The following is a 22,990-nucleotide window of genomic DNA, read 5'->3' as shown; positions in this document are numbered from 1 at the left end:
AACCATCCTATCAATCCCTGGATCAGCCTCCTCCGTTTCTCTTCAAGTACTTACCCGCGTCTTCTCCTCCATGCTGGCTTAAGTAAGTGCCATTCCACGTTGAGCAGGAACACCCAGCGCCATGAGAAGTTGTCGGTGATCCAGCCGCCGAGTGTCGGGCCCAGCACCGGCGCGACCACGATCGCCACGGCCGAGATGGAGAACGCCCGGCCGCGCTGTGACGGCGGGAAGGTGTCGAGAATGATGGACTGCTGGTTCGGTTGCAGGCCACCGCCGAAAAACCCTTGCAGCAGCCGGAATAGGATCAGTTGCGTCAGATTGGTGGCGATGCCGCACAGAAACGAGCAGATCGTGAAGGCCACGATGCACACGAGGAAATAGCGCTTGCGACCCATTACCCGGGCAAGAAAACCGGAGATCGGCAGCACGATGCCGTTGGCCACCAGATAAGAGGTGAGAGTCCACGTGGCCTCGTCGTAGCTCGCCGACATGGTGCCGGCAATATGCGGCAGCGCCACGTTGACGATGGTGGTGTCGAGCACCTCCATGAACGCGGCCAGCGTGACGACAACCGCGATCAGCCACGGATTGGCCGCGGGCTTCCAGTTCGGGTCACTCATTTCAGGTAGACCTTCGGCGTGACCGAGAGCCCCAGTCCCAACGGCTGGTCGCGCGGCAAGGCGGAGTCGATCACGATCTTCACCGGCACGCGCTGCACGATCTTGACGAAGTTGCCGGTGGCGTTTTCCGCCGGGAAGGCCGAGAAGCGCGAGCCGCTGCCGAGCTGCACGCTATCGATATGGCCATGCAGTTTGAGCTTCGAATAGGCATCGACTTCGAGGTCGACCTTGTCGCCCGGACGCATCCGCTCCAGCTGCGATTCCTTGAAATTGGCCGTCACCCAGACGTCTGGCGTGACGATCGAGAACAACGACACACCCGCCTGCAGGAAACTGCCGTAATTCACGTTGCGGCGTGTGATCCAGCCATCGGACGGCGCCCGCACTTCGCAATACGAGAGGTTGAGCCGCGCCTGCTCGAGCTGCGCCTCAGCCTGTTGCACCTGCTGGCGGCGCTCTTCGACGGTGGCCACCGTCTGCCGGATCTGTTGCGGCACGAGGCTCGCCGTCTGTTCCTGGGCGTGCGCCTGCTGGACATTGGCGCGGGCGGTCTGCTGCTGCGCATCGGCGGTATCGATGTTCTGCTGCGAGGTGGCGCGCTGATCGACCGCGTGCTGGCGCACCCACGCGGCCTGGGCCTGCTTCAGATTGGCCTCTGCCGACGAGGTCTGCGCTTTGGCCTGCAGATACTGCGCCGGGTACTGCACCCGGGCGATGTCGAGCTGCACCAGCGCCGCATTCAACTGCGCCTGTGCGAGACCCAGCTGCGCCTGCGCCGCGTCCACCTGGGCCTGGTAGTCGCGCTTGTCGATGACGAGGAGCAGGTCGCCCTTGTGCACGTAGACGTTGTCGTTGATCGCGAGATCCACCACATAGCCCGAGACCTGCGGCGCAATCGTGATGGCGTTGCCGTCGGTGTAGGCGTCGTCGGTGGTCGCCTGGTTGCGCGTCGCGAACCACCAGATAAACCCGCCTATCAGCAATATCACCGCTACCACGGCGAGGATGATCAGTGGCTTCTTGCCGGGGCCCTTGCGTTTTTCGGAGCCGTTCTTGTCGGAGCCGTTCTTGTCGCCGTCTGAGTGGTCGGATTTGTCGCCGCCTTTGCGGTCGGATTGACCGGATTCGCGTTGCTTATCTTCATCACCGTGAGATGAGGCGGTCTGGTCAGACATGACGGTTCGTTCCGTTGGGGCGGTGCCCCGTGCGGTAGCAATCGGCGTACCCAGGCGGCCGGGCGTGGGCCGTCGGGAAGGCCAAACACAGCTCATGCACAGGACAAAACATGCTTCGGCTCGCAAAGCAACGCCATTGGCCATGCCGGAAGCGCCATTCTGTTTGTTCTGCCGGCTCGCGTATCGTAAAGTCAGGCAAACCGGAACCGGCGCCCTTGGCTTTCAGGCATGCCGTGTGCAGATGTTCCGGTTCGGCCTACACTGAAGAATCAATCTGCCTTCACAGGAGATCGTCACGTGCAACATGCGGAGCGCGCTGTCGTGGATTTACCGCTGCCGTTGCGCAACTTTGCTGCAACGCGGCGCATTCTGCTGGTGGTACTGGCCGCGTCGATCCTGTTTCCGCTCGCCTGCCTCGTGGGCTATGGCTACTTCGACTATCAACGCCGGATCGCCGACTCGGACGACATCATCGACCGGCTCGCGCGCGTGACCGAAGAGCAGGCCGTCAAGGTGCTGGACCTCAACCAGCAGATCAGCGCCCGTATCCTCGAGCTGCTCGGCGACGATGACGCGGCCGCGATTCACGCCCGTGAAGACGAACTGCACCAGCGGCTGCGTGCGATTGGCGGCGACTTTCCGCAGGTCGCCGGCATCGCGGTGTTCGGCCCGGACGGCAAGCTGCTGGTCAACAGCCGGACCTATCCGGCTCCGGCGCTGTCGATCGCTACGCGCGACGATTTCGTCATGGCGGAAGCCATTCGCCCCGAAGCTTACTTTTCTCTGCCCATGTACGGCACGGTCACGCAGACCGATGTCTTCAACACGACGCTCGGCCGCTCGGCGGCGGACGGGCGTTTCCTCGGCGTGGTCTCCATTGCGCTGCGCAGCGCCTATTTCTCGAGCTTTTACCGTGACCTGACGGGCGGCGACCCATCGCTCGCGCTCGGTCTCTACCGCCAGGACGGCCAGTTGCTGGTGCGCTATCCAGGCTGGCCGCTCGGCACGGAGCCTTCGGCTCATACGCCGTTCACGGATGCGCTGCGCGACAAGGAGTTGTCCGGCCATGTCCGGATGACCTCGAGCGTGGATGGCGCGGAGCGGTTGCTGGCGTTCAGGCGCGTGGGCGACTATCCGCTCTACGTGATGAGCGCGTATGCCACGGCCGCGATTTTCTGGCAGTGGTGGCATCACTTCCTGCTCATCGCCACTATCACGGTGGTGCCGTGCATCGCCATCTGGCTGCTGGTGTTTTTCTCGCTGCGCCAGCTTGAAACCGAGCGCCTTGCATGGGAGCGCTGGCAGGGCGAAGTGGCGATGCGCCTGTCCGCGGAGGCGTCGAGCCGCCAGTTGCAGCGCATGGGCGCACTCGGCAATCTGGTCGCCAACGTCGCGCATGATTTCAACAATCTGCTGATGGTCGTTTCCGCCAACATGCAGTTGGCCCACCGCAAGGGTTTCAATAACCTGCAACCCGAAGTCATGGCGGTGGAACGCGCCACCGCCGGCGCGGAAGCGTTGACGCGGCGGCTGTTGAGCGTGGCGCGGAAACAGCCGCTCAAGCAGGAGCCGATCGATCTCGCGAAATGGCTGCCCGGCGCGGGTACCTTGATCGACGCGGCGGTGGGTGACAAGGTGCAGGTTACGGTCAACGTGGTCGTGGATAGCTGGCGCGTGCTGGCCGACCCGACGGAACTCGAGTTCGCCCTGATGAACCTCGCGGTCAACGCGCGCGATGCGATGCCGCACGGCGGGCGTTTTGTGATTCGTTGCCAGAACACCCGGCTGGTGTCGAGCGACACACTATTACCGGACGGCGAATACGTACTCATCTCCTGTTCCGATGACGGCGAGGGTATGACCGAAGCGGTCGCGAATCGCGCCTTCGAGCCGCTTTTCACCACCAGGCTGCAGGGCTCGGGCACAGGCCTCGGGCTCGCTCAGGTGCTCGCCACGTGTGAACAATCGGGCGGGACCGCGAAAATCGACAGCGTGGTGGGCAGCGGCACGACTGTCCGCCTGTATCTGCCGCACTACCGGGAGGCGCGGGCAGCGTCGAGAGTGGTTGACGACACGGCCATCGACGAACGCTCCGCGTCGCAAGGCGTGGTGCTGCTGGTAGAAGACAACGAGGACGTCGCCGCGGGCATCTCGGCGGTGCTCGAGACCTTCGGCTGCGAGGTGCGCCACGAGGCCACCGCGGATGGGGCGCTCGATGTGCTCACCGCCGGCGAGACCTTTGAACTCGTGCTATCCGACGTACAGATGCCCGGCAAGCTGAGCGGTGTCGATCTGGCTGAACGGGTGCGCCATTCCTGGCCGGCCCAGAAGATCGTCCTGATGACGGGCTACGCTGAGGAACTGGAGCGCGCCAAACGTATCGGCGTCGCGATTCTGGCCAAGCCGTTCAATATCGACGAACTGCATGCGCTCGTAACCTGCGAGTAAGAGCGGCCGCAGTCGAGGGCTCGGCTATGAGCATCCTGCAGTTGTGTGGCCCCGCGACTCCGCGTCAGCGCCCGACCTCGCATCATGCGACCGGCAGGTAAAAGTTAGCCCCTCATGGGCATTTTTTACAGCACCGCCCTGGCTTGCCGGCCCGCCAACACGATCCCAAGGACGCGCGTAGACTGAGTCCCCGTTGCTCAGTGGCAACCTTATGGAGGATGTTCAATGGAATACAGACATTTGGGCGCGTCCGGCTTCAAGGTTCCGGTACTCAGTTTCGGCACAGGGACATTTGGCGGCAAGGGCGAGTTCTTCGAGGCGTGGGGTGCCACGGATGTGGCCGAAGCACGGCGTCTCATCGATATCTGCCTCGACGCGGGCGTCACGATGTTCGACAGCGCCAACATCTACTCGCGCGGCTCTTCGGAGTCCGTGCTCGGCGAGGCGATCAAGGGCAAGCGCGACAAGGTCCTCATCTCGACCAAGGCCACCTTCCGGTTCGACGATGAGCCGAACAATGTGGGTTCGTCGCGCTTTCACCTGATTCAGGCCGTCGATGCATCATTGAAGCGGCTGCAAACCGACTATATCGACCTGTTCCAGTTGCATGGCTTCGACGCCAAAACGCCTGTGACCGAAGTGCTGTCGACGCTCGACGACCTCGTGCGGGCAGGCAAGATCCGCTATACCGGCGTGTCGAACTTTTCCGGCTGGCACCTGCAGAAGTCGCAGGATGTGGCGGACCGCTACGGCTATCCGCGCTACGTTGCCAATCAGGCCTATTACTCGCTGGTGGGACGCGACTACGAATGGGAGTTGATGCCGCTCGGGCTCGATCAGGGCGTGGGTGCGGTGGTGTGGAGTCCGCTCGGTTGGGGACGTCTGACCGGCAAGCTCAAACGTGGGCAACCGTTGCCGGAGAAGAGCCGTTTGCACAAGACGGCTGATATGGGGCCGCCGGTGCCGGATGAATATCTGTTTCGCGTGCTCGACGCGATCGATGAAATCGCCGCTGAAACCGGCAAGACCGTGCCGCAGATTGCGCTGAACTGGCTGCTGCAACGTCCGACGGTTTCTACGGTGCTGATCGGCGCGCGTAACGAGGAACAGCTGCGGCAGAATCTCGGCGCAGTGGGTTGGAACCTGACGCCGGAACAGATGGCGAAACTCGATGCAGCGAGCGCGGTACGGCCCGCGTATCCGTACTGGCATCAGGAAGGGTTTGCGGAACGCAATCCGTCGCCGGTATAAGCCGGCGTTTCAGGCTGTGACATTGCCTTCAGCGTGTTGTGCAATACGACGCGCTGAAGGCGAGCGGCAAGCGCTGTTGAACGCTGCGATCACCTCAACATTTCGATGATGGCGACAACCAGCGTGAACGCGCCGATGCAACCACCCAAGGTCACCGCGCCTTGCATGAAGTGCGACATAGAAAAGGTCTCCAGGCGTTAATCGAAGGCCTAATTTAACAGTAATAGAAAGAATAAAGAAAGCTAAAAGAAAGGTTTGGCGCCTCAATTTCGCCTGGGGAAAACCCGCGGCAACGCGCCCAGTCAACGTTCAATCCCCAGTCCAACGCAGAGTCGTCTTCGTTCTAAGGCGACGCGGCAAATGCCCCTCCACGAACGGATGCGGCAGATATACTCACAGGCGTCGTCAATCTTCCGGGATGGGACCTGTCATGCGCTTTTCATCGCGGCGCCCGCTTGCGTCGATCATCGCGTGGTTCGTTTTGCTGATCGCCACGCAAAGCGCTTTCGCCCAAACGCCGAAAACCGTCTTCCTCGAAAACCTGACCTGGACGGAAGTGCGCGACGAGGTGGCAGCGGGCAAGACCACCATCCTCATCCCCATCGGCGGCACCGAGCAAAGCGGTCCCGACGTGGCGCTCGGCAAGCACAACGCACGCGTCGCCGTGCTGTCGCAGCGTATCGCCGAGAGACTTGGCAGTGCGCTCGTCGCGCCGATCATCGCCTATGTGCCCGAAGGGGGCTACGCGCCGCCGACTTCCCACATGAAGTTTCCCGGCACCATCACGATTCCCGACGATGTGTTCGAGAAGTTGCTGGAATCCGCCGCCAACAGCTTCGCGGTGCATGGCTTCAAAAACATCGTATTTCTAGGCGACCACGGCGGCTATCAGAACGACGTCAAACGCGTTGTGGCCCAGTTGAACAAGTCATGGGCCGGTACGCCGGCACGGGCCTTCGTGCCGCCGGAGTACTACGGCACCAGTTCGGACGGTTTCAACGCAATTCTGCGCGAGCATGGTTTTCACGACGACGAAATCGGCACGCATGCCGGACTCGCGGACACTTCGCTGCTGCTCGCGGTCGCACCGCAAATGGTCCGGGTCGACCGCTTACGCAGTGGTCCTAAACTCGGTCCGGCTGACGGCGTGTACGGTGGCGATCCGCGTCGTGCGACCGCGGAACTCGGCCAGCTAGGCATCGATGCGATCGTGTCGAAAACCGTCGAAGCCATCAGGAAAGACACGGCAGGGCGCTGATCAACCGCTTGCGTCGCGCCGCTTGCATCACACCGTTTAGGTCACCCCGCTTGCGTCACCCATTCATGGAGGTCTTCGCTATGGCTTACCGTTCCGGTCGCTGGTTGCGGCTCGCATCGTCTGTTGGTGTGGTTTTGACGGGTCTATGGATGACGAACCTGGCCAAGGCTGCAGCGTCCGTGACGACCGTCCCGGGCATGCCTCCGGTGGTCAACGCGGGCAACCTGTATAGCGAAGCGGGCGTCAATCGCATGAGTCCGGCAGTAGCGGGCGCCTTGCAACGGGTCTACGTGCCGAACCTGCGCTCGAACGATGTCTACGTGATCGACCCAGCTACGCTCAAGGTGGTCGACCGGTTTCCGGTCGGACTCAGCCCGCAGCACGTCGTCCCGTCGTGGGATCTGCAGACGCTGTGGGTGGCCAATAACGCCGAAGGCCGGCCTGACGGCAGCCTGACACCGATCGATCCGAAGACCGGCAAGCCGGGCAAGGCGGTCATGGTCGACGATCCGTACAACATGTACTTCACGCCCGATGGCAAGGAAGCGATTGTCGTCGCCGAGGCCCGCGCGCGGCTCGACTTTCGCGACGCCCATACAATGGCGCTCAAATCGAACCTCGATGTGCCGGAATGCAAAGGCATCAACCACGCAGACTTTTCGATTGACGGCAAATACGCGCTCTTCACCTGCGAATTTGGCGGCAAGCTGGCGAAGATCGATCTGGTGAACCGTAAGGTGGTGGGCTATCTGCAGCTCGAGGCGAAAGGCATGCCGCAGGACATCCGCATCTCACCGGACGGCAAGGTGTTCTATGTGGCCGACATGATGGCCGACGGCGTGTTCGTGGTCGACGGCGACAGCTTCACGAAGATCGGCTTTATTCCGACCGGTGTCGGCACGCATGGGCTGTATCCGAGCCGCGATGGCACGAAGCTGTATATCTCGAACCGCGGTTCGAACCGCGTGCATGGCGGCAAGCATGGCAAGGGCAGCGTCTCGGTGCTCGACTTTACGACACGCAAGGTGCTGGTCACCTGGCCGATTCCTGGCGGCGGGAGTCCCGATATGGGCAATGTAAGCGCGGACGGCAAGGTGCTGTGGCTGTCGGGCCGCTTCGACGACGTGGTGTACGCCATCGACACCGCATCAGGCGCCGTGCACTCGATTCCAGTCGGCATGGAGCCGCATGGTCTGACGGTGTGGCCGCAGCCGGGGCGTTATTCGCTGGGACATACGGGGAATATGCGTTGAGGTCGGCCGGGGCTCACTCATGTCGCGCCCGCGGCTACGGCTTCGCTTGGCTGCGGGGCTAGATTCAAGTCCAGCACGCCTGCCTTCTTGCTGCACCGCTTACGTCTTTTCTTTCACCCACCGCTTGGTTGCGTAATAGCCATGGCGGGTGGTCCTCGCGACCGCATGGCCCGCGGTCTTCGCACCATGCGCAACCGCACGACCGGCGTTGCCGATCGCGTGTCCGGTTTCCTTGCCGGCGGTCTTCACATCGGTCTTGAATTGGTGCGCGCCCTCGGAGAGGTCAGCATGGGCCAGCGGAGTGAGTGCGGCCAGCGTGAGTGCGGCGAGCAACAGCCTGAACTTCTTCATAACACGGGGTCCTGATTAGAGGCCGGGGCTCAAGGCACGCGCGGCCGTTAAGGTAGCGCCGCTCGCATCGAGCATGACGGCGGCGCGGCCTGTCAGCAGCAGGCGCTCGCCACACCTCAATGCAAAGCGGTAGAGGATATTGTTGTCGTTGCCGCTCACGCGCTCGGCTTCGACGCTCAAAGGGCCGTCGAGCGTGTCGAGGCGGCCGGCCTGCGCTTCGACGTCTCGCACACTGGCGAGAAAGCCCGCGCGCGGACGGTCCTGCGACGCGCCCAGCAACGCGCCGTGCACGGCCATCGCTTGCGCGGCGTACTCGATGCCGCACACTGCCGCGAGACGTCCATGCGCACGCAACGGATTGTGCGGATCAAGATGACTGGTCGCCGTACAGCGGATGTGCTCGGCATTCCATTCAACCACCTGGTCGAGCAGGCACATCGAGCCGCTATGCGGAATGTGCGCAGCGATCCAGGCATGATTGAGCGGCGGAGAGAGCGGAAAGCTGGACGTCATGGCGTAGGCTCACCTGAACCGTCCGGCACCGCGATCGACATCGTGATGTCGAGTTGCAGCTGAACGTCCTGCAGATAGTCGAGCACGACGCTCGCCGCACGCTGCACCGCCAGCGCATCGAGCAGCGGCAGCGCGCGGGCCGCGGGATTGCCGATGCGCATCTGCTCGAACTCCGGCGTGGCAAGCACGGTCGCGGGCGTATCGGTGAGGCGCGCGTCGATGCGCGCGAGCGTGTTCGCACTTTGCGTCGGCGCGAGAACCAGGGCTACGCCGAAGGCATCGGGGATCGGCCGCACCTCGCGCATCGGCGCCGGGTAGTCGGTATCGAAGGCGATCAGCAAAGTGGGCACACCGTCGACCGCCACCTGGCAGAGGCTTTCGAGCAGACCCGCGGCGAAGCTGCCGTCATAGGCGCTCAACACGTTGGACGGCGCCATCGCCCGTGTGGCGATGCTCCAGTAGCCGGCCGGCGCGTTGTGCACCGAGTTGTGAAAACGGGTCGGCGAAAGGGCACGGTCTTCGCCCGCGAGCGTCTCGCAGATTACATGGCAGTTCTGACCATCGCCGCCCGACGCGGCAAACACCGCGGCGAGCGACGCGGCATCGCGGCCGCTCCCCGCCACCGCTTCATGACCGACCGCGAGCGCCAGCTTGACGCCCGTGCCGGTGCGGCGGCGCTCGGCTGCCGGCAGGCTGGCGGGTGCGGGCACCACGGTGCGCGCGGCCACATAGGGCGCGCGGCCAGCGAGCAGGTCCTGCGCGTCGGCCCAGTTATTCAGGCCAGGCCCGACCAGCCCGACACTTTCGATGAAGGCACTCAAGGCAATCATGAGGAGGCGGCTCCGTTAAGCGCGCGGTCGGCGCGCGCGAACAGCAAGCTGCAATTGGTGCCGCCAAAACCGAACGAATTGCTGAGGACGGTCCGCAGGTTGGTCGGACCGCCCGTCAACTGATAGTTGAGCCCCAGCTCCGGATCGGCCTCGGTCGTGTTGATGCCGGCGGGCAGCCACTGCTCGCGTAACGCGAGCGCGGCGATCACGGCTTCGAGTGCCCCGGCCGCGCCGAGCGTGTGGCCGGTCGCGCCCTTGGTCGAACTGCAGGGCGTGGCGTCGAACAAAGCCTTGACCGCGCAGCTTTCCGCGGCGTCGTTGCTCGGCGTGGCGGTGCCATGCAGGTTGATGTAGTCGATCCCGTCTGCGCCGATTCCGCTGCTCCCAAGCGCCTGTTCCATCGCGAGACGCGCCCCGAGCCCTTCCGGATGCGGTGACGACATATGGTAAGCGTCGCTCGATTCGCCGATGCCGACGAGCAGGATCGCATCGTCGGGCGTGGGCGCAGATGCGTCGTTCGCCTCGGGCGCGCGTTCGAGCAGTGCGAACGCCGCCGCCTCACCAATGGAGATGCCGCCGCGGTTGATGTCGAACGGTTTGCATGGAGCGGGCGACAGCAGTTCGAGCGAGTTGAAGCCGTAGAGCGTGGTGAGGCAGAGCGAATCGACGCCGCCCACCACGGCGGCATCGATCAGGCCGGCGGCAAGCATGCGGCGAGCCGACGCGAACACCTTGGCGCCCGACGAACAGGCCGATGAAATCACAAACGCCGGTCCTTGCAGCCCGAAATAGGCGCGCACGAACGCCGCCGACGAATACGGGTTGTGGGTCTCGGCGTAGTGAAAACCGGCGGGCAGGGCGCCGCTTTGCGGATCGCGGTGACGGTAGGCATTTTCGGTTTCGAGTATGCCTGCGGTACTGGTGCCGATAAACACGCCGACGCGCTGTCCGCCATAACGCTGCGCAGCCGCGGCGACCGCCTCGGCAAAACCGTCCTGCGTCAGTCCCAATTGGGCGAGCCGGTTATTTCGGCAATCGAAGTCGCTCAGATCAGCGCGCACGGGCTGCTCATTGACGCCTTGCACTTCGCCGATCCACGTGTCGAGCGTCGCGCGCTCGAAGCGGCATGGCGCGAGACCGCCGCGTTGCCCGCGCAACGCATCGAGCGTGGCGTCGAGCCCGCGGCCAATACAACTCGTGGCGGTAAAGTGCGTCAGCACAAGAGGTTTCACGACAATTCAGTCCTGTTACGGGTTCAGTGGGACATCGCAAGGCCGCCCAACGCGGCTGATGGATGGCGCCAAAGTCTATCTGTCCATGGTAGCAAAAAGCGTGCGCGCGCCGTCGTCTTCGCCGTCCTGTCCGACTCCGGGCGCAATCGCCGCGCGCAAGGTGGTGCAGCGCAAATGGGCGGTTGATGCTGCTTCGAGCACGGCGGGCAGCACATCAAGCACCACGGGCCGATTGCGCGCGTCGCGGGCCGGATGGCCGTCGTGGACGAGCAGGATGTCGCGTGGCGCAAGTCCCCGCAGCAGGCGCTGCGTCACCACGGCGGCATCGCGCGTGCGGGTGTCGAACCCGCGCCGCGTCCAACTCGCCAGATGCAGCCCGAGCCGGCACAGCACGGGTTCGAGAAACGGATTACGTAGCCCGGCAGGGGCGCGAAAGAAGAGCGGCCGCACGCCGCTGATCTCGGTGAGTGTCTGTTGCGCCGCGGCGATTTCGCGCTCCAATGCACCTGGACCCAGCAACGAAAAGTTATGCCGGTGCCGCTGACTGTGGTTTTCCACCGCATGCCCGCGGGCGACGATCGCTTCGACGCAATGCGGATGGTGGCGCGCTATATCGCCGATGCAAAAGAACGTTGCGCGAGCGTTGTAGCGATCGAGCAGGTCAAGCACCTGCGGCGTGACCTCGGGGTCCGGACCATCGTCGATGGTGAGCGCGATCTGTCTGCCTGCGCTTGCCGGCAGCGTCGTCCAGTTCAGCCCGAGCAACCTGCTGCGCGGCCACAGACCGGCCGCCGTCAACGTCAGATGCGAGGCAACCACGCCGCCGACGGCCCACGGCCACAGCGCCGGTTGCAGCGCGACCGCCGCGGCGGCACCGACATGCAACGCGGCCGCGCCTGTGATGAACGGCGACGGCTTCCAGCGCCGCACCGAGCCGGGTGCGGCGGGCATGGCGTGCGCGCCGGATAGCGGGCGAGGCGGCGTCGAACTCATACCCGCTCTCCACTGCGACTCTCGGCCGCGACGGGCGCTTTCACACGCGTGACGGCCGGCGCGAGAATCGCCGAAAAAAGCAACGCGAGGATTGCACCAGGACCTACTGTCAGGCCGAACGCTTTGAGCAGCGGCACGTGGGCCATTGCCAGCAGGCCGAAGCCGGCCACGGTCGCCAGATTGGCGATCAGCAGAGAAACAAGCGTCTGCGGCTCGATGCTCGGCACGCCGCCGCTCGATCCGCGGTTCGGCTTGTTGAAGAAGAGCGCGTAGTTCGATCCCACGGCGACGATCAGCAGCATGCCGATCAGATGAAGGATCGTCAGTTGTTCACCTGCCAGCGCGAGGCCTGCGCACACCACCAGCACCGCTGCCATCAGCGGGGCGAGCGTGCGCACCACCGCCTGCGGCGAACGCAGTGCGATCAGCAGCAGCACGACAATCGCGCCGAGCCCGGCGAGCGACAGATGAATGTCCTCGCGCACATAGTTGATATAGAGGCGATCGGCCTCGGCCTTCATGTCGACAAACAGCGCGTCTGGTACTTGGGCGCTTGCGACGGCGGCGCGGATCGTGTGGGCGTCGAGGCTCGGTTCGTCAGCAGCGGTGGGATGGGCTGCGTTGTGTGCGCTACCTGGCGCGTTGTCCGGCGCTCGGAGGGACAGCATTGCGCTCCAGCGGCCCGCGCGTTCGGTCAGCAAGGCATCGACGGCGAGTGCCATCGACGTGCCGCGCAGATCGGCACGTTGCAGCAGCGGTTGCTGGCGGGCCGCCTGAACATCGGCGATGAACGGCGCGAATGCATCCGGCTTGACGCTGATCGTCTGGTTGGCGACGGCCTCGCGCATGCGTGCGGTGAGCACGTCGGCGGGCGGCAGACTGGCGAGACGGGCTCGTTGCGCGGCCACGCTCGGCAGATAGAGCGCAGGGCTTTCATAACCGGCCAACACGCCCTTATCCACCAGCGGCTCCAATTGCGCGGAGACTTTCTCGGCGCCTTCGAGTACCGCTTCCTGGCTCGCGCCGGAGATCACCACCAGATAGCGCACGTCGGGCGCACCGACATCGGCGCGCAGGCTTTCATCGAGCGCCAGGCTTTGTTTCGACACCGGACTGAGCGCCGACAGCTCGTGGCTCCAGACATGTTGACGATGGAACGCGAGCGTGGCGATCGACGCCACCAGCAACGCTACGAGCAGCCAGCGCAAGCGCGGCGCAGCGGCGGTGATCCTGGCGAGCCTCGCGCCGAGCGGGGCGACATCGCGGATCGCGAAACGGGCGCCGCGCAGATGCGGCAACACGAAGCGCGTGACGAGCGCGGCGCTCGTCAAACCGGCGATCGAATACAGCCCGAGTTGCACGAGGCCGGGAAAGCCGGAAAACAGCATCGAGGCGAAACCGCAGATCGAAGTCAGCACGCCGAGCCGGATAGTCGGCCAGTAGGTGGCGATCCATTGGCTCAGCGCAGCGTCGCCTCGCACGGACGACGAACCGGCTGCAGACGTAGCGGTGCCGCGAGTCTGCGTACGCGAGGACTGCACGAACAGATAGATCGAATAGTCCACCGCTTCGCCGATCAGCGTCGTGCCGAAACCGAGGGTGATGCCATGCACCGTGCCGAACGCCAGACTCACCGCGGCAAGGCCCGCTGCGACGCCCGACAGCACCGGCAGCAAGCCAAGCACAAGCGTCAGGGGCGAGCGGTAAACGACCAGCAGCAGCGCGACGATCAGCACGAGACTGACGGCGGACAGGCGAGCGACGTCGTGCTTGATGTTGTCGCGGGTCTCGACGGAGAACACGCCCGGCCCCGTCATCAGCAGGTGGTAGGACGCGGGGTTCGGCAGGGCACGCGTGGCGGTATCGAAGGCGTGCTGCACAGCGGCGATGGCGCGAGCCTGGGCATCGGTATCGGAACCGGCGCCAGCGGTCTGCACGACCAGCACCGCCCGCTTGCCGTCGCGCGAGGCCCATACGCCGTCCTGCGACGACGGCTGTGCGCCGCTGTCGAGCCGGCTGACGAGCGTGGCGACTTCGCCGGTCGGATCGTGCGGCAGCAGATCCTTGCTGAACATCCCAGCCGACGAGCCCAGCAGGTCGAGACTGTCGCCGAGCGCCTGATGCAGCCCGTCGACCGAAAAGCGCTGTGGCGTCACCGCGGGACTCAGAACATAGCGATGCGCGTAGATGAACTGTTGATCGCGCGCCTCGCTGACAGGCTCGCCATTGTTGACCGAGGCGAACTGCGCATCGCCGCGCAAGGCGGCCGCCACATTGCGCGAGAGCGTCGCGCGAGAAGCTGGATCGCCGCCTTCGATACCAACCAGAATCAGCCGCGACACCAACCCGTCGCGCAACTGATCGACCAGCACGCGCTGTCCGGCGCTCGGTGAGCGCGGCAGGAAGGCCGACAGGTCGGCGGTAAAGGTGGTCCGGCTGATCACGACGGCGCAGGCCAGCAGGAACACAAGCCACACCAGCACGGCGCGTTGTTTCAGCAGCCGGCCGATGCCGCGCTGTGAAGTGCCGGCGGGAAGCGGCTCGCGCATCAGTTGGCCGCGTCGTTTTGCAGGCGCATTAGCGAATGATCGCCGTCGGCCTGCTGGATCGCGACCGTATGCAGCAGGTCGCGCGTACCGGTCAGCGTGATGGTGCTGATCGTCTTCAGCATGCGGGAATCGAGCGGCGTGAGCGTGAGTGTCCAGTCGTCGCCGCTGCCCGTGACCGCCACCTTGTACACCTGCTCGAGCGCAAACCGGTTGCCCGACAAGGTGGCGCGAATGCTTTCGATAAAGGCCGACAACTCCGGATACTGCGTCAATGCCAAGGTGTACTTATGGCCGTTACGGGCGATGGTCAGCTTGTCGCCGTCGACCACGAGGTCTTCCGGTTTTGGACTATCCGTGCGCTTTTCCAGATGGTCGGGCGCGGTGAACACCAGTTCGCCCGAAGAGGTCACGGGCTCGGTGGCGATCGACAGGTACTTGGTTTCTACGAAACTCGCATGCCCGGATTTCTTCTGGCCGAGCGTGGACATCAGCCGGTCGAGATTCCAGCCGGAAGCGTCGGGACTGGCCGCATGCGCGGCATGCGATACGAAGACCGCCGCGACGACGGCCAGCACCGCGGCAAGCGCGCGAGCCTTGTGGTCCAGTGAAACGCGGGGCAGTGGGTGAGCTGCAATCATGCGTCAGGTGTTCCTGCTCGTGGTTGTCAGATCGGCGGTGGCGGGCACTGCCTTTGCAGCGCTTCGCGCGGCGACCTCAGCAGCTGTCTCGGCCGCTGGTTCGGTTTGCCAGAAGTCGAAATAGTTGAACCAGTTATACGGCGCGGCGCGGCAGTGTTGCTCCAGCAAGGCGACATAACGCGCGAGCGCGGCTTCGACTGCGGCACCGCGTTGGCTTCGTTCGACCTGCGAGAAATCCGCCAGTTTCTCGAAGTGAATATCGTAGCGGTTGCCGCCGCGATACAACCCGGTCATGAAGATCACCGGACGTTTGAGCATTGCCGCCATATGCAGCGGACCAAGCGGAAACGCCGCAGGCTTGCCGAGAAAGTCGACCCAGCGGACCGAATCGCGCGCATCGCCTAACAAGGTGCGGTCGGCGAGGATGCCGATCATGCTGCCGCTGTCGAGATACTCGCGCACTTTTAACATCGAATCGACCTGGCCGAGGGCAATCACATCCTGCTTCGCGGCCGGATTGATGGAGGCGAGAATCGCGTTGATACGGCGAGCGTTGTCTTCGTACATCGTCACGGCGACGCGCAGGTTCGGCTGGGTGCGTCCAATCGCGCGCACCACTTCGAAGCTGCCCAGATGCGCGCCGATCAGAAATGCGCCGCGTCCCTCGGCCAGCGTGGCGCCGACCAATTTTTCGCCGTGAAGACGCAGGTCGAACAGGTCGTAGCGTTCGTTGAGCAGGTAGATGCGGTCGTGGATGGTCGCACCGAATGCCACCAGATGCCGCCAGACATCGAGCCAGCTCGCCGGCCGGCCCAGCGCACGCGTGAGGTAGGCACGCGAGGCCTTGCACGCGGCAGGCGAAAACAGCATGAAATAGATGCTGGCGGGCGCATGCACCACCCGGCTCAGGCGCCGGCCGAGGCGTAGCGACAGCCACGTCATGAAGCGCATCATCGGGAGGTTGCTCCGCTCCGCGCGTTGGGTCCAGGCCGGGCGCTTCATGAGCACACCTCCGCGACAGGCACAACTGCAGCCAGCACGCCGCTTGCGACCGCGCGCTGTCCTGCGCTGACGGTGAAGCGGATCGCGCCGCTGGCGGTTGTCTCGAACACGAGATCGAGCGGCGTGCCCGCTTCAGCGGGGCTCGGGAATTTGGCTGAGCTTAGACGGCAGGCGTCGAGCGAACGGTTCAGCGCGCTGCCGATGGCGCTGATGGCGTGATCGAGCAGGACCACGCCCGGCACGATCGGTTGTCCGGGGAAGTGGCCGGCGAGGGCTGCGTGATCCGGGGCGATCGTGAAGGTGAGGGCGCTCGTGGCTTGCTTCGTAGCCGGCGTGGCGGGCGGCTCTGCGCTCGGATTTGCGCTGGCAATTTCCTTTGAGCGCGCGCTGGTGGCTGGGGCCGCGCGCATGTGCTGCGCAACCAGCGCCGTGAGCACGTCGCGCGGCAGCTTGCCGGTGGCATTGCGGGGCAGCGAGTCAACGAAGAACAAGGGGCGTGGCATGAACGCGGCGTCGATGCGTTCGCGCAGCGCGCGCTGCAGATCGGCGGGTGCGAGGTTCGGCGCCACGACGAACGCCAGCAGACGCGTGACATGCCCGCCGCGGCGCGTGGACGCCTGGCTGGCTGCAGGCTCGTCCGGCATGAAGAACACGCCGTCGACCACGCCAGGTATCTCGTTCAACTGATGATTCAGGTAGCCGAGCGAGGTCCGCTTGCCAGCTATGTTGATGAGATCGCTCTTGCGCCCATGCAGCAGAAAATGGCTGGCGTCGAGCAGTTCGAGTGCATCGCCCATCGAGACTGGCTCTTCGATATGGCCGCCGGATACCCAGACGGTTGCTTCGTCTTCATCGTTTGACTCCTCGCTGGCGGTACCCACGTTATTCACGGCACTCGCCTGACGCCGCGTCTCCAGACAGATCTCGGGATAAAGCTGCCACGCGTTGCTTTGTGCGGTACGGCGCGTCGCGATCTGGCCGCTTTCGGTGCTGCCGTAGATTTCGAGCAGCGGCGCCTCGAGGCGAGCCTCGGCGGTGCGCGCCAGATCCTGGGCGAGCGGGGCGGTCGCCGACACCATCAGCGAAACCGGCGGCAATGCCTGGCCAGACATCATCAGCGCGCGCAAATGAACCGGTGAAGTCACGAGCACGCGCGGCTGCGGGACGGCAGCCAGTTCCGCGGCGATATCGCCGGGATAGAACGGCTGACCGTTGCTGAATGCAAATCCGCCGATTAGCGCCAACAGCACCGTGTTCTCGAAGCCGTACATATGCTGCGGCGGCACGGTGCCGACCAGCGTGCAGGCGCCCATCCCGGTCAAGCCGAGGCGCGTGGCCGAGGTGCGCAGGCACTTGACCAGATAGCCCCACTTCTTGCCGTGCGGCACCGGCACGCCGGTCGAGCCGGACGTGAACAGATAGGCCATGACCTGCGCCGCGTCGATCTGTGGCACCACAATTTCGGCATGGGTGTCGGTGCTGCCACGTGCGCATGCATCGACGCCAGAACGCGCCTCAGTTTCACCGGACTCCGAAGGAAAACGGAAGCGCGGCAACTCGACGGTACAGTGGGCGCTATCGTGCAGGCAAAACGTGTCCGGCGCGAACGACGCCAATTGCCGCACCGCTTCCGGCGTGTGCGCGGAGGGCAGCAGGCTGATCTTGCCGGCCACCAGCGTCGCGCACAGGCCGACCGCGAAGCGATAGCGGTCGGCGCACATGTTGAACACATGGCCGCCCTCCGGCAGCGCCTTTGCGAGGCGCGTCACGTCGGCGAGAAACTCGCGTACGGAAACCGGCGAGCCGTCGCGCCAGGCAATCGTCTGTGCGGACGACGAGTGGAACAGCAGAGGTAAGCTCGGCATAACGTCAGTCAAAGCAGTGGCTCCGGATCCGCATTGCCGTCATTCGACGCAGCGCGGAGATCGAAGCTGGATTCATTGTGCGCGTTCGGCGCGGCCGTGCATCGTATGGCGGTAGGCGCGGGCCGCGGCGAACATACTGGAGCGCTGCACATTGGGCAGCGCCACGCGCCGCCACGCATGTTCCCCGACGAACATCACCGCGACCAGCGGCAGCGTCATGTAATTGGCGAAGGTTGACCACACAACCAGTGGCGCCGTGACAAACAGCAGCGTCGACACGCCCGCGATGGCGAGGAAGAACGCCGTCCAGGCGACCGTGATCTGGCGGGTGTAATGCGCCACGGCCGGCGTAAGCGTACCGTGGACTACCGCGGCGAACTGGCTGCAAAGCGGCTGGCGGCCGGCTGCGAGCGTGCGGCCAAAACCAAATGCCATGACGAGGTTGATGCTCAGATGTTCGAGATACGCGCCCCATTCGAAGTGCCGCACGAGCGGTGCCCGTGTCACCCACAAAGCGAGGCAGCCGCAAGCCCATAGCGGCAAAAGCCAGACGCGCTGCGGTGCGCGGGCTGCGGCGGCGAGCGCAATCAGCAGAAGCGGAGCGACGACCACGGCGAAGCCGAAACCCTCGGCGCCCGGCGTGCTGGCTGCGTAATGCGTGCCGAGCTCGCATGCGGCGATGACGCCGACCGTGGCCGCGCCACGCACGATACGGTTTAGCTGCGGCATGGCGTACTCCCTGCGCAGCTAGAAAAGGCAGTCGCGCCGCGTGCGCGCAAGGACAGCAGCACGCCGGCATTACAGCTGGCGTGTGCCGTCGCGTCGGCACACGCGGCGTTGATCGCGGTCATTAAGAGCGGTTGTCCGCAGAGGGCCATCTTACGAATGGCCGCCCGCAACAACACACTAGGAATAAGGTCGATACGCTGCATATATGGGGAAATTTCAAAGCCGGTTCGCAGGCGAGCTGCCGGTTCTTTCTTCACATGAATAGCGCCGTTCGTGTCCGACGATACCCTCGCCACGCATTTTTTGTTCCTGATGGGAACCTGTTTAAAAGACCCGCCCGAGCGCACTGGGTTCGCAAATGCTTTTGTAACTGTTTGTGTGGCCGCGCCTCGTGAACGCGGCGGGCGCAATTCTAGCGTACCGTTCCCGCTGCGGCGCGTAGAGGGTTCTGCCTTACATTCGCTTACCTGGCGCGCGTGGAGGCGCAAAACTTCATGTAACCCTTTCTCGGTATACGAGCGGGGGGTGCTTCGCTAGAATCGCCCCAGACTTACAATCTCGAAAAGCGGGCGGATTGCCGGTCCGACAGGGGGGGAAGCTGCGCTGCCACGGCTCGCGCAGGGGCCCGGGTAGTGGCCTGGTTTCACCCCTTCCATTGGCGTTGATCCCTGCATACAAGGCAATGAATAAACTGGAAAGAGAGCTGGCCGCGCTGATCGTCGGCGAATTGAATCTCGAGGACGTGCAACTCGAAACGCTGTCGGCAGACACACCGCTGTACGGCGATGGGTTGGGGCTCGACTCGATCGATATCCTTGAAATCGCGCTGCTGATTTCGAAGAAATACGGCTTCGAACTGCGTTCGGACAATCCGGACAACCAGAAAATTTTCGCCACGCTCGGCGCGCTCGCGGCTTATGTGGAGGCGCATCGCGTCCGCTAGTTAGTGAGCGGGCGGCGCGCGGTCTCGGCTCATGAGAGGCATGGTGCGAGGCTCGTGCAGCGCCAAGGTCCACGTTCTCAGTGATAAGTGAAAGCATTCAGTAATGGAGAATCGATGCGAGCGCTTGTGACAGGCGGCAGCGGCGCGTTGGGGCAGGCCATCAGCGAAGCATTGGCCAAGGCAGGTCACGAAGTATGGGTGCATGCCAACCGGAGCCTGGCGCAAGCCGAGGCCACCGCCCAAAGGATCGTCGCAGCAGGCGGCAGCGCGCACGCCATTGCGTTCGACGTGACCGATGCCGATGCGACCCAGCGTGCGCTCGAAGGGCTGCTGGAAAGCGCGCCGGTGCAGATCCTCATCAACAACGCAGGAATTCACGACGACGCGCCGATGCCCGGCATGACGCAGCAGCAATGGCGCAGCGTGATCGACGTCTCGCTGAACGGTTTTTTCAACGTGACGCAGCCGCTCCTGATGCCGATGATCCGCACCCGCTGGGGGCGTATCGTCAACATGGCGTCGGTAGCCGGTGTGATGGGCAATCGTGGCCAGGTGAACTATGCCGCGGCGAAGGCTGGATTGATCGGCGCGACGAAGTCGCTCTCGCTCGAACTGGCTTCGCGCGGTATCACGGTGAATGCAGTGGCGCCCGGCATCATCGAGTCGCCGATGGCTGGCTCGGCCTTTCCGCCGGAGCGGATCAAGCAACTGGTGCCCGCGCAGCGTGCAGGCCAGCCCGAAGAGGTGGCGTCGATGGTCGCCTACCTCGTGTCAGACGCCGCAGCCTATGTGACCGGTCAGGTGCTGTCGATCAACGGTGGTCTCGGCTGAAACGGGCGTTGGTCGGGCACAAATTGTGCATCCAGGAGTACGCAGAGAGCGCCGCGAGGCCTCATCTCAAGACCGCAGGACCGTCTAATCGTCGGACCGCCGAAGGGCGGCCCGCGGATGGCCGGCCCCGCCCACGTCAGCATGCAGAGGAAAACGATGGCCGAAGCGATTCAAACCGACCACCCGGAACAACTCAATCAATCTGACGCGACCCTCTGGGATGTCGTCGTGATTGGCGGCGGCCCCGCTGGTTCGAGCGCCGGCACGTTGCTCGCCGACCGCGGCTACCGCGTGCGTCTGCTGGAAAAGGCACGGCACCCGCGCTTTCATATCGGCGAGTCGTTGTTACCGGCCAATTTGCGGCTCTTCGACCGCCTCGGCGTGGGCGAGCAGGTGAGGGCAATCGGCATGGTCAAGCTGGGCGCCGAATTCGTTTCGCCGCAGCACGACAACCGGATGGAACGCTTTCTGTTCGCGGAAGCATGGGACAAGTCGATGCCCGGCGCCTACCAGGTGCGCCGCTCCGAACTCGATCATCTGTTGCTGCGCAATGCCGCAGCGCATGGCGTGGAGGTGGCGGAGGGTTGCCACGCGCGCGAGGTCGCGTTTCTGCCGGACGACTCAGGCGCCGTGATCCGTGCCCAACACGAAGACGGCCGCGAAGAGCAGGTGCGGGCGCGCTTCGTGGTGGACGCCTCAGGCCGCGATACGCTGCTGGCGAATCAGTTCAAGAGCAAGCGTCGCAACGACAAGCACAACAGCTCCGCGCTGTACGGCCATTTTCGCGGTGCAGAGCGTAATCCCGGCGAGCACGAAGGCAACATCACCGTGTACTGGTTCGATCACGGCTGGTTCTGGTTCATTCCGCTCGCTGACGGCACGACCAGCGTGGGTGCCGTGGTGTGGCCGTACTACCTGAAAAGCCGTCCGAAGGGCCGCTCGGTCGAAGACTTCTTTGCCGACACCATTGCGCTATGCGCGCCGCTCGCCGAACGGCTGAAGCATGCCGGGCGGGTGAACGAAGTGCACGCCACGGGCAACTATTCGTACAGTGGCGAGCTCACGCACGGGCGCAATTTTCTGCTGCTCGGCGACGCCTTCGCGTTCATCGATCCGGTGTTTTCGTCCGGCGTGATGCTGGCCATGCAAAGCGCCTTTGCGGGCGCGGAAGCGATCGACGTCTGCCTGCGCGATCCCGCACGGGCTGAAGCGGCGCTGGCGCGTTTCGACAAACGCCTGCGGCATGGGCCGAAGGCGTTCTCGTGGTTTATCTACCGAATGACCTCGCCCGCGATGCGCGAGCTCTTCATGGCGCCGCGCAACGTGCTGCGCATGAAAGAGGCGCTGCTATCGCTGCTCGCCGGCGACATCTTCGAGGACACGCCAATCTGGCGTTCGCTTGGCCTCTTCAAGGGCGCGTACTACGTGTCGGTGCTGCTGAATGCGCCGCATACTTGGCGGGCGTGGCGCGCGCGGCGGCGCAATTTGCGCGAGGCTAGTGGCGAGGCGAATGAAACGCAGATGGCGTCCCGCTGAAGGTGCGAATCGCGCACCGCTTCCTTGCCGATAACCGGCAGACCTTCCAAGACTTTTATTCACGTTGCTGTTTCCATGCGCACAACCGGCCCATCGTCGACTCATCTGGTTCTAATCCCGAGCTACAACCCCGGGGAAAAGGTCTATGACACCGTGCGTAGCGCGCGGGAGAACTGGAGCCCCGTGTGGGTGATCGTCGACGGCAGCACGGATGGCAGCACCGAGCGTTTACTAGCCATGGCCGAGCAGGATGCGGGCTTGCATGTGATCGTGCTGCCCGAGAACCAAGGCAAAGGCGCAGCCGTTTTGATCGGTATCGAGGAAGCTGCGAGGCGCGGCTTCACGCACGTCCTGACAATGGATTCCGATGGCCAGCATCCCGCCAATCTGATCGCGCGTTTCATGTCCGCTTCGAAGGGCCAGCCCGATGCGATGGTGCTGGGCCTGCCGAAGTTCGACGCGAAAGCGCCGAAAGCGCGCGTCTATGGGCGGCGTCTTTCCAATGCCTTCGCTAACCTCGAAACCTTGTGGTCGGGCATCGGAGATTCGCTGTATGGGTTTCGCGTGTATCCGGTCGGGCCATTGCGTGACGTGATGAGCCGTCATGTCTGGATGCGCCGCTTCGATTTCGATCCGGAAGCTGCCGTGCGTCTGTGCTGGGAAGGCGTGCGGCCTATCCAGATCGAAGCGCCCGTGCGTTATTTCCGCGCCGACGAGGGCGGCGTGTCGCACTTCAACTACCTGCGGGACAACCTGCTGTTATCCTGGATGCATCTGCGGCTTTTCGTTGGCTTCCTGCTGCGTTTGCCGTTGCTGATTCCGCAGCGCCTCGGGCAACGTCTTGAGCAGCGGCGTAGCTGATCACGCGGCCGTGAGATACGCCTGAGCGCCAGCACACAGCAAGGCTACACGCCCAAGCGACACCCACGCTCATGCGGCCAAGGTCCTCCGCTGGTCCACCGCTTTCAACTCA

At 64.1% G+C, this 22,990-nt stretch carries 19 protein-coding genes and 1 pseudogene; 8 read left to right on the top strand and 12 right to left on the bottom strand.

Annotated features, from left to right (window positions below):
- Window positions 1-56: 56 nt before the first annotated feature.
- Together P3T40_RS21885 and P3T40_RS21880 are read right to left on the bottom strand one after the other, a co-directional pair.
- A pseudogene (locus P3T40_RS21885) lies at window positions 57-620 on the bottom strand (MFS transporter); the annotation flags it as partial.
- On the bottom strand, window positions 617-1,891 hold the full coding sequence (locus P3T40_RS21880; RefSeq protein WP_429269814.1) for an HlyD family secretion protein: 1,275 nt from the start codon (window positions 1,889-1,891) through the stop codon (window positions 617-619). The gene P3T40_RS21880 and the pseudogene P3T40_RS21885, both read right to left, overlap by 4 nt.
- A gap of 201 nt (window positions 1,892-2,092) precedes the next feature.
- Between P3T40_RS21880 and P3T40_RS21875 the strand changes: the two genes are divergently transcribed.
- From P3T40_RS21875 to P3T40_RS21860, 4 genes are all read left to right on the top strand, one after another.
- On the top strand, window positions 2,093-4,243 hold the full coding sequence (locus P3T40_RS21875) for an ATP-binding protein (protein ID WP_429269813.1): 2,151 nt from the start codon (window positions 2,093-2,095) through the stop codon (window positions 4,241-4,243).
- A gap of 225 nt (window positions 4,244-4,468) precedes the next feature.
- Window positions 4,469-5,494, top strand: a complete 1,026-nt coding sequence (locus P3T40_RS21870) for an aldo/keto reductase (protein WP_429269812.1) — start codon at window positions 4,469-4,471, stop codon at window positions 5,492-5,494.
- 430 nt (window positions 5,495-5,924) lie between these two features.
- Window positions 5,925-6,752: a creatininase family protein gene (locus tag P3T40_RS21865; RefSeq protein ID WP_429269811.1), complete on the top strand. Its 828-nt coding sequence runs from the start codon at window positions 5,925-5,927 to the stop codon at window positions 6,750-6,752.
- A gap of 149 nt (window positions 6,753-6,901) precedes the next feature.
- Window positions 6,902-8,005 carry a hypothetical protein gene (locus P3T40_RS21860; protein ID WP_429269823.1) on the top strand — a complete coding sequence of 368 codons (1,104 nt, stop codon included), beginning with the start codon at window positions 6,902-6,904 and terminating at the stop codon, window positions 8,003-8,005.
- A 99-nt stretch (window positions 8,006-8,104) separates the two neighbouring features.
- Here P3T40_RS21860 and P3T40_RS21855 read toward each other — a convergent pair whose 3' ends face one another.
- The 10 genes from P3T40_RS21855 to P3T40_RS21810 all read right to left on the bottom strand — a co-directional run bounded on the left by P3T40_RS21855 (window position 8,105) and on the right by P3T40_RS21810 (window position 18,707).
- On the bottom strand, window positions 8,105-8,356 hold the full coding sequence (locus tag P3T40_RS21855; protein WP_429269810.1) for a hypothetical protein: 252 nt from the start codon (window positions 8,354-8,356) through the stop codon (window positions 8,105-8,107).
- Between the two features lie 15 nt (window positions 8,357-8,371).
- The gene (locus tag P3T40_RS21850; RefSeq protein ID WP_429269809.1) at window positions 8,372-8,869 is read right to left on the bottom strand and encodes a hotdog family protein; all 498 of its coding nucleotides are present in this window, start codon (window positions 8,867-8,869) and stop codon (window positions 8,372-8,374) included.
- Entirely contained in the window at window positions 8,866-9,699 is an 834-nt protein-coding gene (locus P3T40_RS21845; protein ID WP_429269808.1) for a beta-ketoacyl synthase chain length factor, read from the bottom strand. The genes P3T40_RS21850 and P3T40_RS21845 overlap by 4 nt, the downstream gene beginning before the upstream one ends.
- Complete coding sequence (locus P3T40_RS21840) at window positions 9,696-10,931, bottom strand: beta-ketoacyl-[acyl-carrier-protein] synthase family protein (RefSeq protein WP_429269807.1); 1,236 nt, start codon at window positions 10,929-10,931, stop codon at window positions 9,696-9,698. The genes P3T40_RS21845 and P3T40_RS21840 overlap by 4 nt, the downstream gene beginning before the upstream one ends.
- Window positions 10,932-11,006: 75 nt before the next feature.
- The gene (locus P3T40_RS21835; RefSeq protein WP_429269806.1) at window positions 11,007-11,924 is read right to left on the bottom strand and encodes a polysaccharide deacetylase family protein; all 918 of its coding nucleotides are present in this window, start codon (window positions 11,922-11,924) and stop codon (window positions 11,007-11,009) included.
- Window positions 11,921-14,473: an MMPL family transporter gene (locus P3T40_RS21830; protein ID WP_429269805.1), complete on the bottom strand. Its 2,553-nt coding sequence runs from the start codon at window positions 14,471-14,473 to the stop codon at window positions 11,921-11,923. The genes P3T40_RS21835 and P3T40_RS21830 overlap by 4 nt, the downstream gene beginning before the upstream one ends.
- Window positions 14,473-15,111 (bottom strand): outer membrane lipoprotein carrier protein LolA, encoded by a 639-nt coding sequence (locus tag P3T40_RS21825; RefSeq protein WP_429269804.1) that lies wholly within the window; start codon window positions 15,109-15,111, stop codon window positions 14,473-14,475. Before P3T40_RS21825 ends, P3T40_RS21830 begins: the two co-directional genes overlap by 1 nt.
- A gap of 3 nt (window positions 15,112-15,114) precedes the next feature.
- Entirely contained in the window at window positions 15,115-16,113 is a 999-nt protein-coding gene (locus tag P3T40_RS21820; protein WP_429269803.1) for an acyl-CoA synthetase, read from the bottom strand.
- Window positions 16,110-17,978: an AMP-binding protein gene (locus P3T40_RS21815; protein ID WP_429269802.1), complete on the bottom strand. Its 1,869-nt coding sequence runs from the start codon at window positions 17,976-17,978 to the stop codon at window positions 16,110-16,112. The genes P3T40_RS21820 and P3T40_RS21815 overlap by 4 nt, the downstream gene beginning before the upstream one ends.
- A 72-nt stretch (window positions 17,979-18,050) precedes the next feature.
- Window positions 18,051-18,707 (bottom strand): hypothetical protein, encoded by a 657-nt coding sequence (locus P3T40_RS21810; protein ID WP_429269801.1) that lies wholly within the window; start codon window positions 18,705-18,707, stop codon window positions 18,051-18,053.
- A 682-nt stretch (window positions 18,708-19,389) separates the two neighbouring features.
- Between P3T40_RS21810 and P3T40_RS21805 the strand changes: the two genes are divergently transcribed.
- From P3T40_RS21805 to P3T40_RS21790, 4 genes are all read left to right on the top strand, one after another.
- Window positions 19,390-19,650: a phosphopantetheine-binding protein gene (locus P3T40_RS21805; RefSeq protein WP_429269800.1), complete on the top strand. Its 261-nt coding sequence runs from the start codon at window positions 19,390-19,392 to the stop codon at window positions 19,648-19,650.
- Between the two features lie 114 nt (window positions 19,651-19,764).
- Complete coding sequence (fabG, locus tag P3T40_RS21800; protein ID WP_429269799.1) at window positions 19,765-20,481, top strand: 3-oxoacyl-ACP reductase FabG; 717 nt, start codon at window positions 19,765-19,767, stop codon at window positions 20,479-20,481.
- A gap of 156 nt (window positions 20,482-20,637) precedes the next feature.
- Window positions 20,638-22,017: an NAD(P)/FAD-dependent oxidoreductase gene (locus tag P3T40_RS21795; RefSeq protein ID WP_429269798.1), complete on the top strand. Its 1,380-nt coding sequence runs from the start codon at window positions 20,638-20,640 to the stop codon at window positions 22,015-22,017.
- Window positions 22,018-22,092: 75 nt separating this feature from the next.
- Window positions 22,093-22,878: a glycosyltransferase family 2 protein gene (locus P3T40_RS21790; protein ID WP_429269797.1), complete on the top strand. Its 786-nt coding sequence runs from the start codon at window positions 22,093-22,095 to the stop codon at window positions 22,876-22,878.
- The last annotated feature ends 112 nt before the right edge of the window (window positions 22,879-22,990 follow it).

The organism is Paraburkholderia sp. EB58 (assembly GCF_050436665.1).
Classification (GTDB): domain Bacteria; phylum Pseudomonadota; class Gammaproteobacteria; order Burkholderiales; family Burkholderiaceae; genus Paraburkholderia.
The sequence above is the reverse complement of the archived record's forward strand: the minus strand, read 5'-3'. Positions and strand labels throughout refer to the sequence as shown.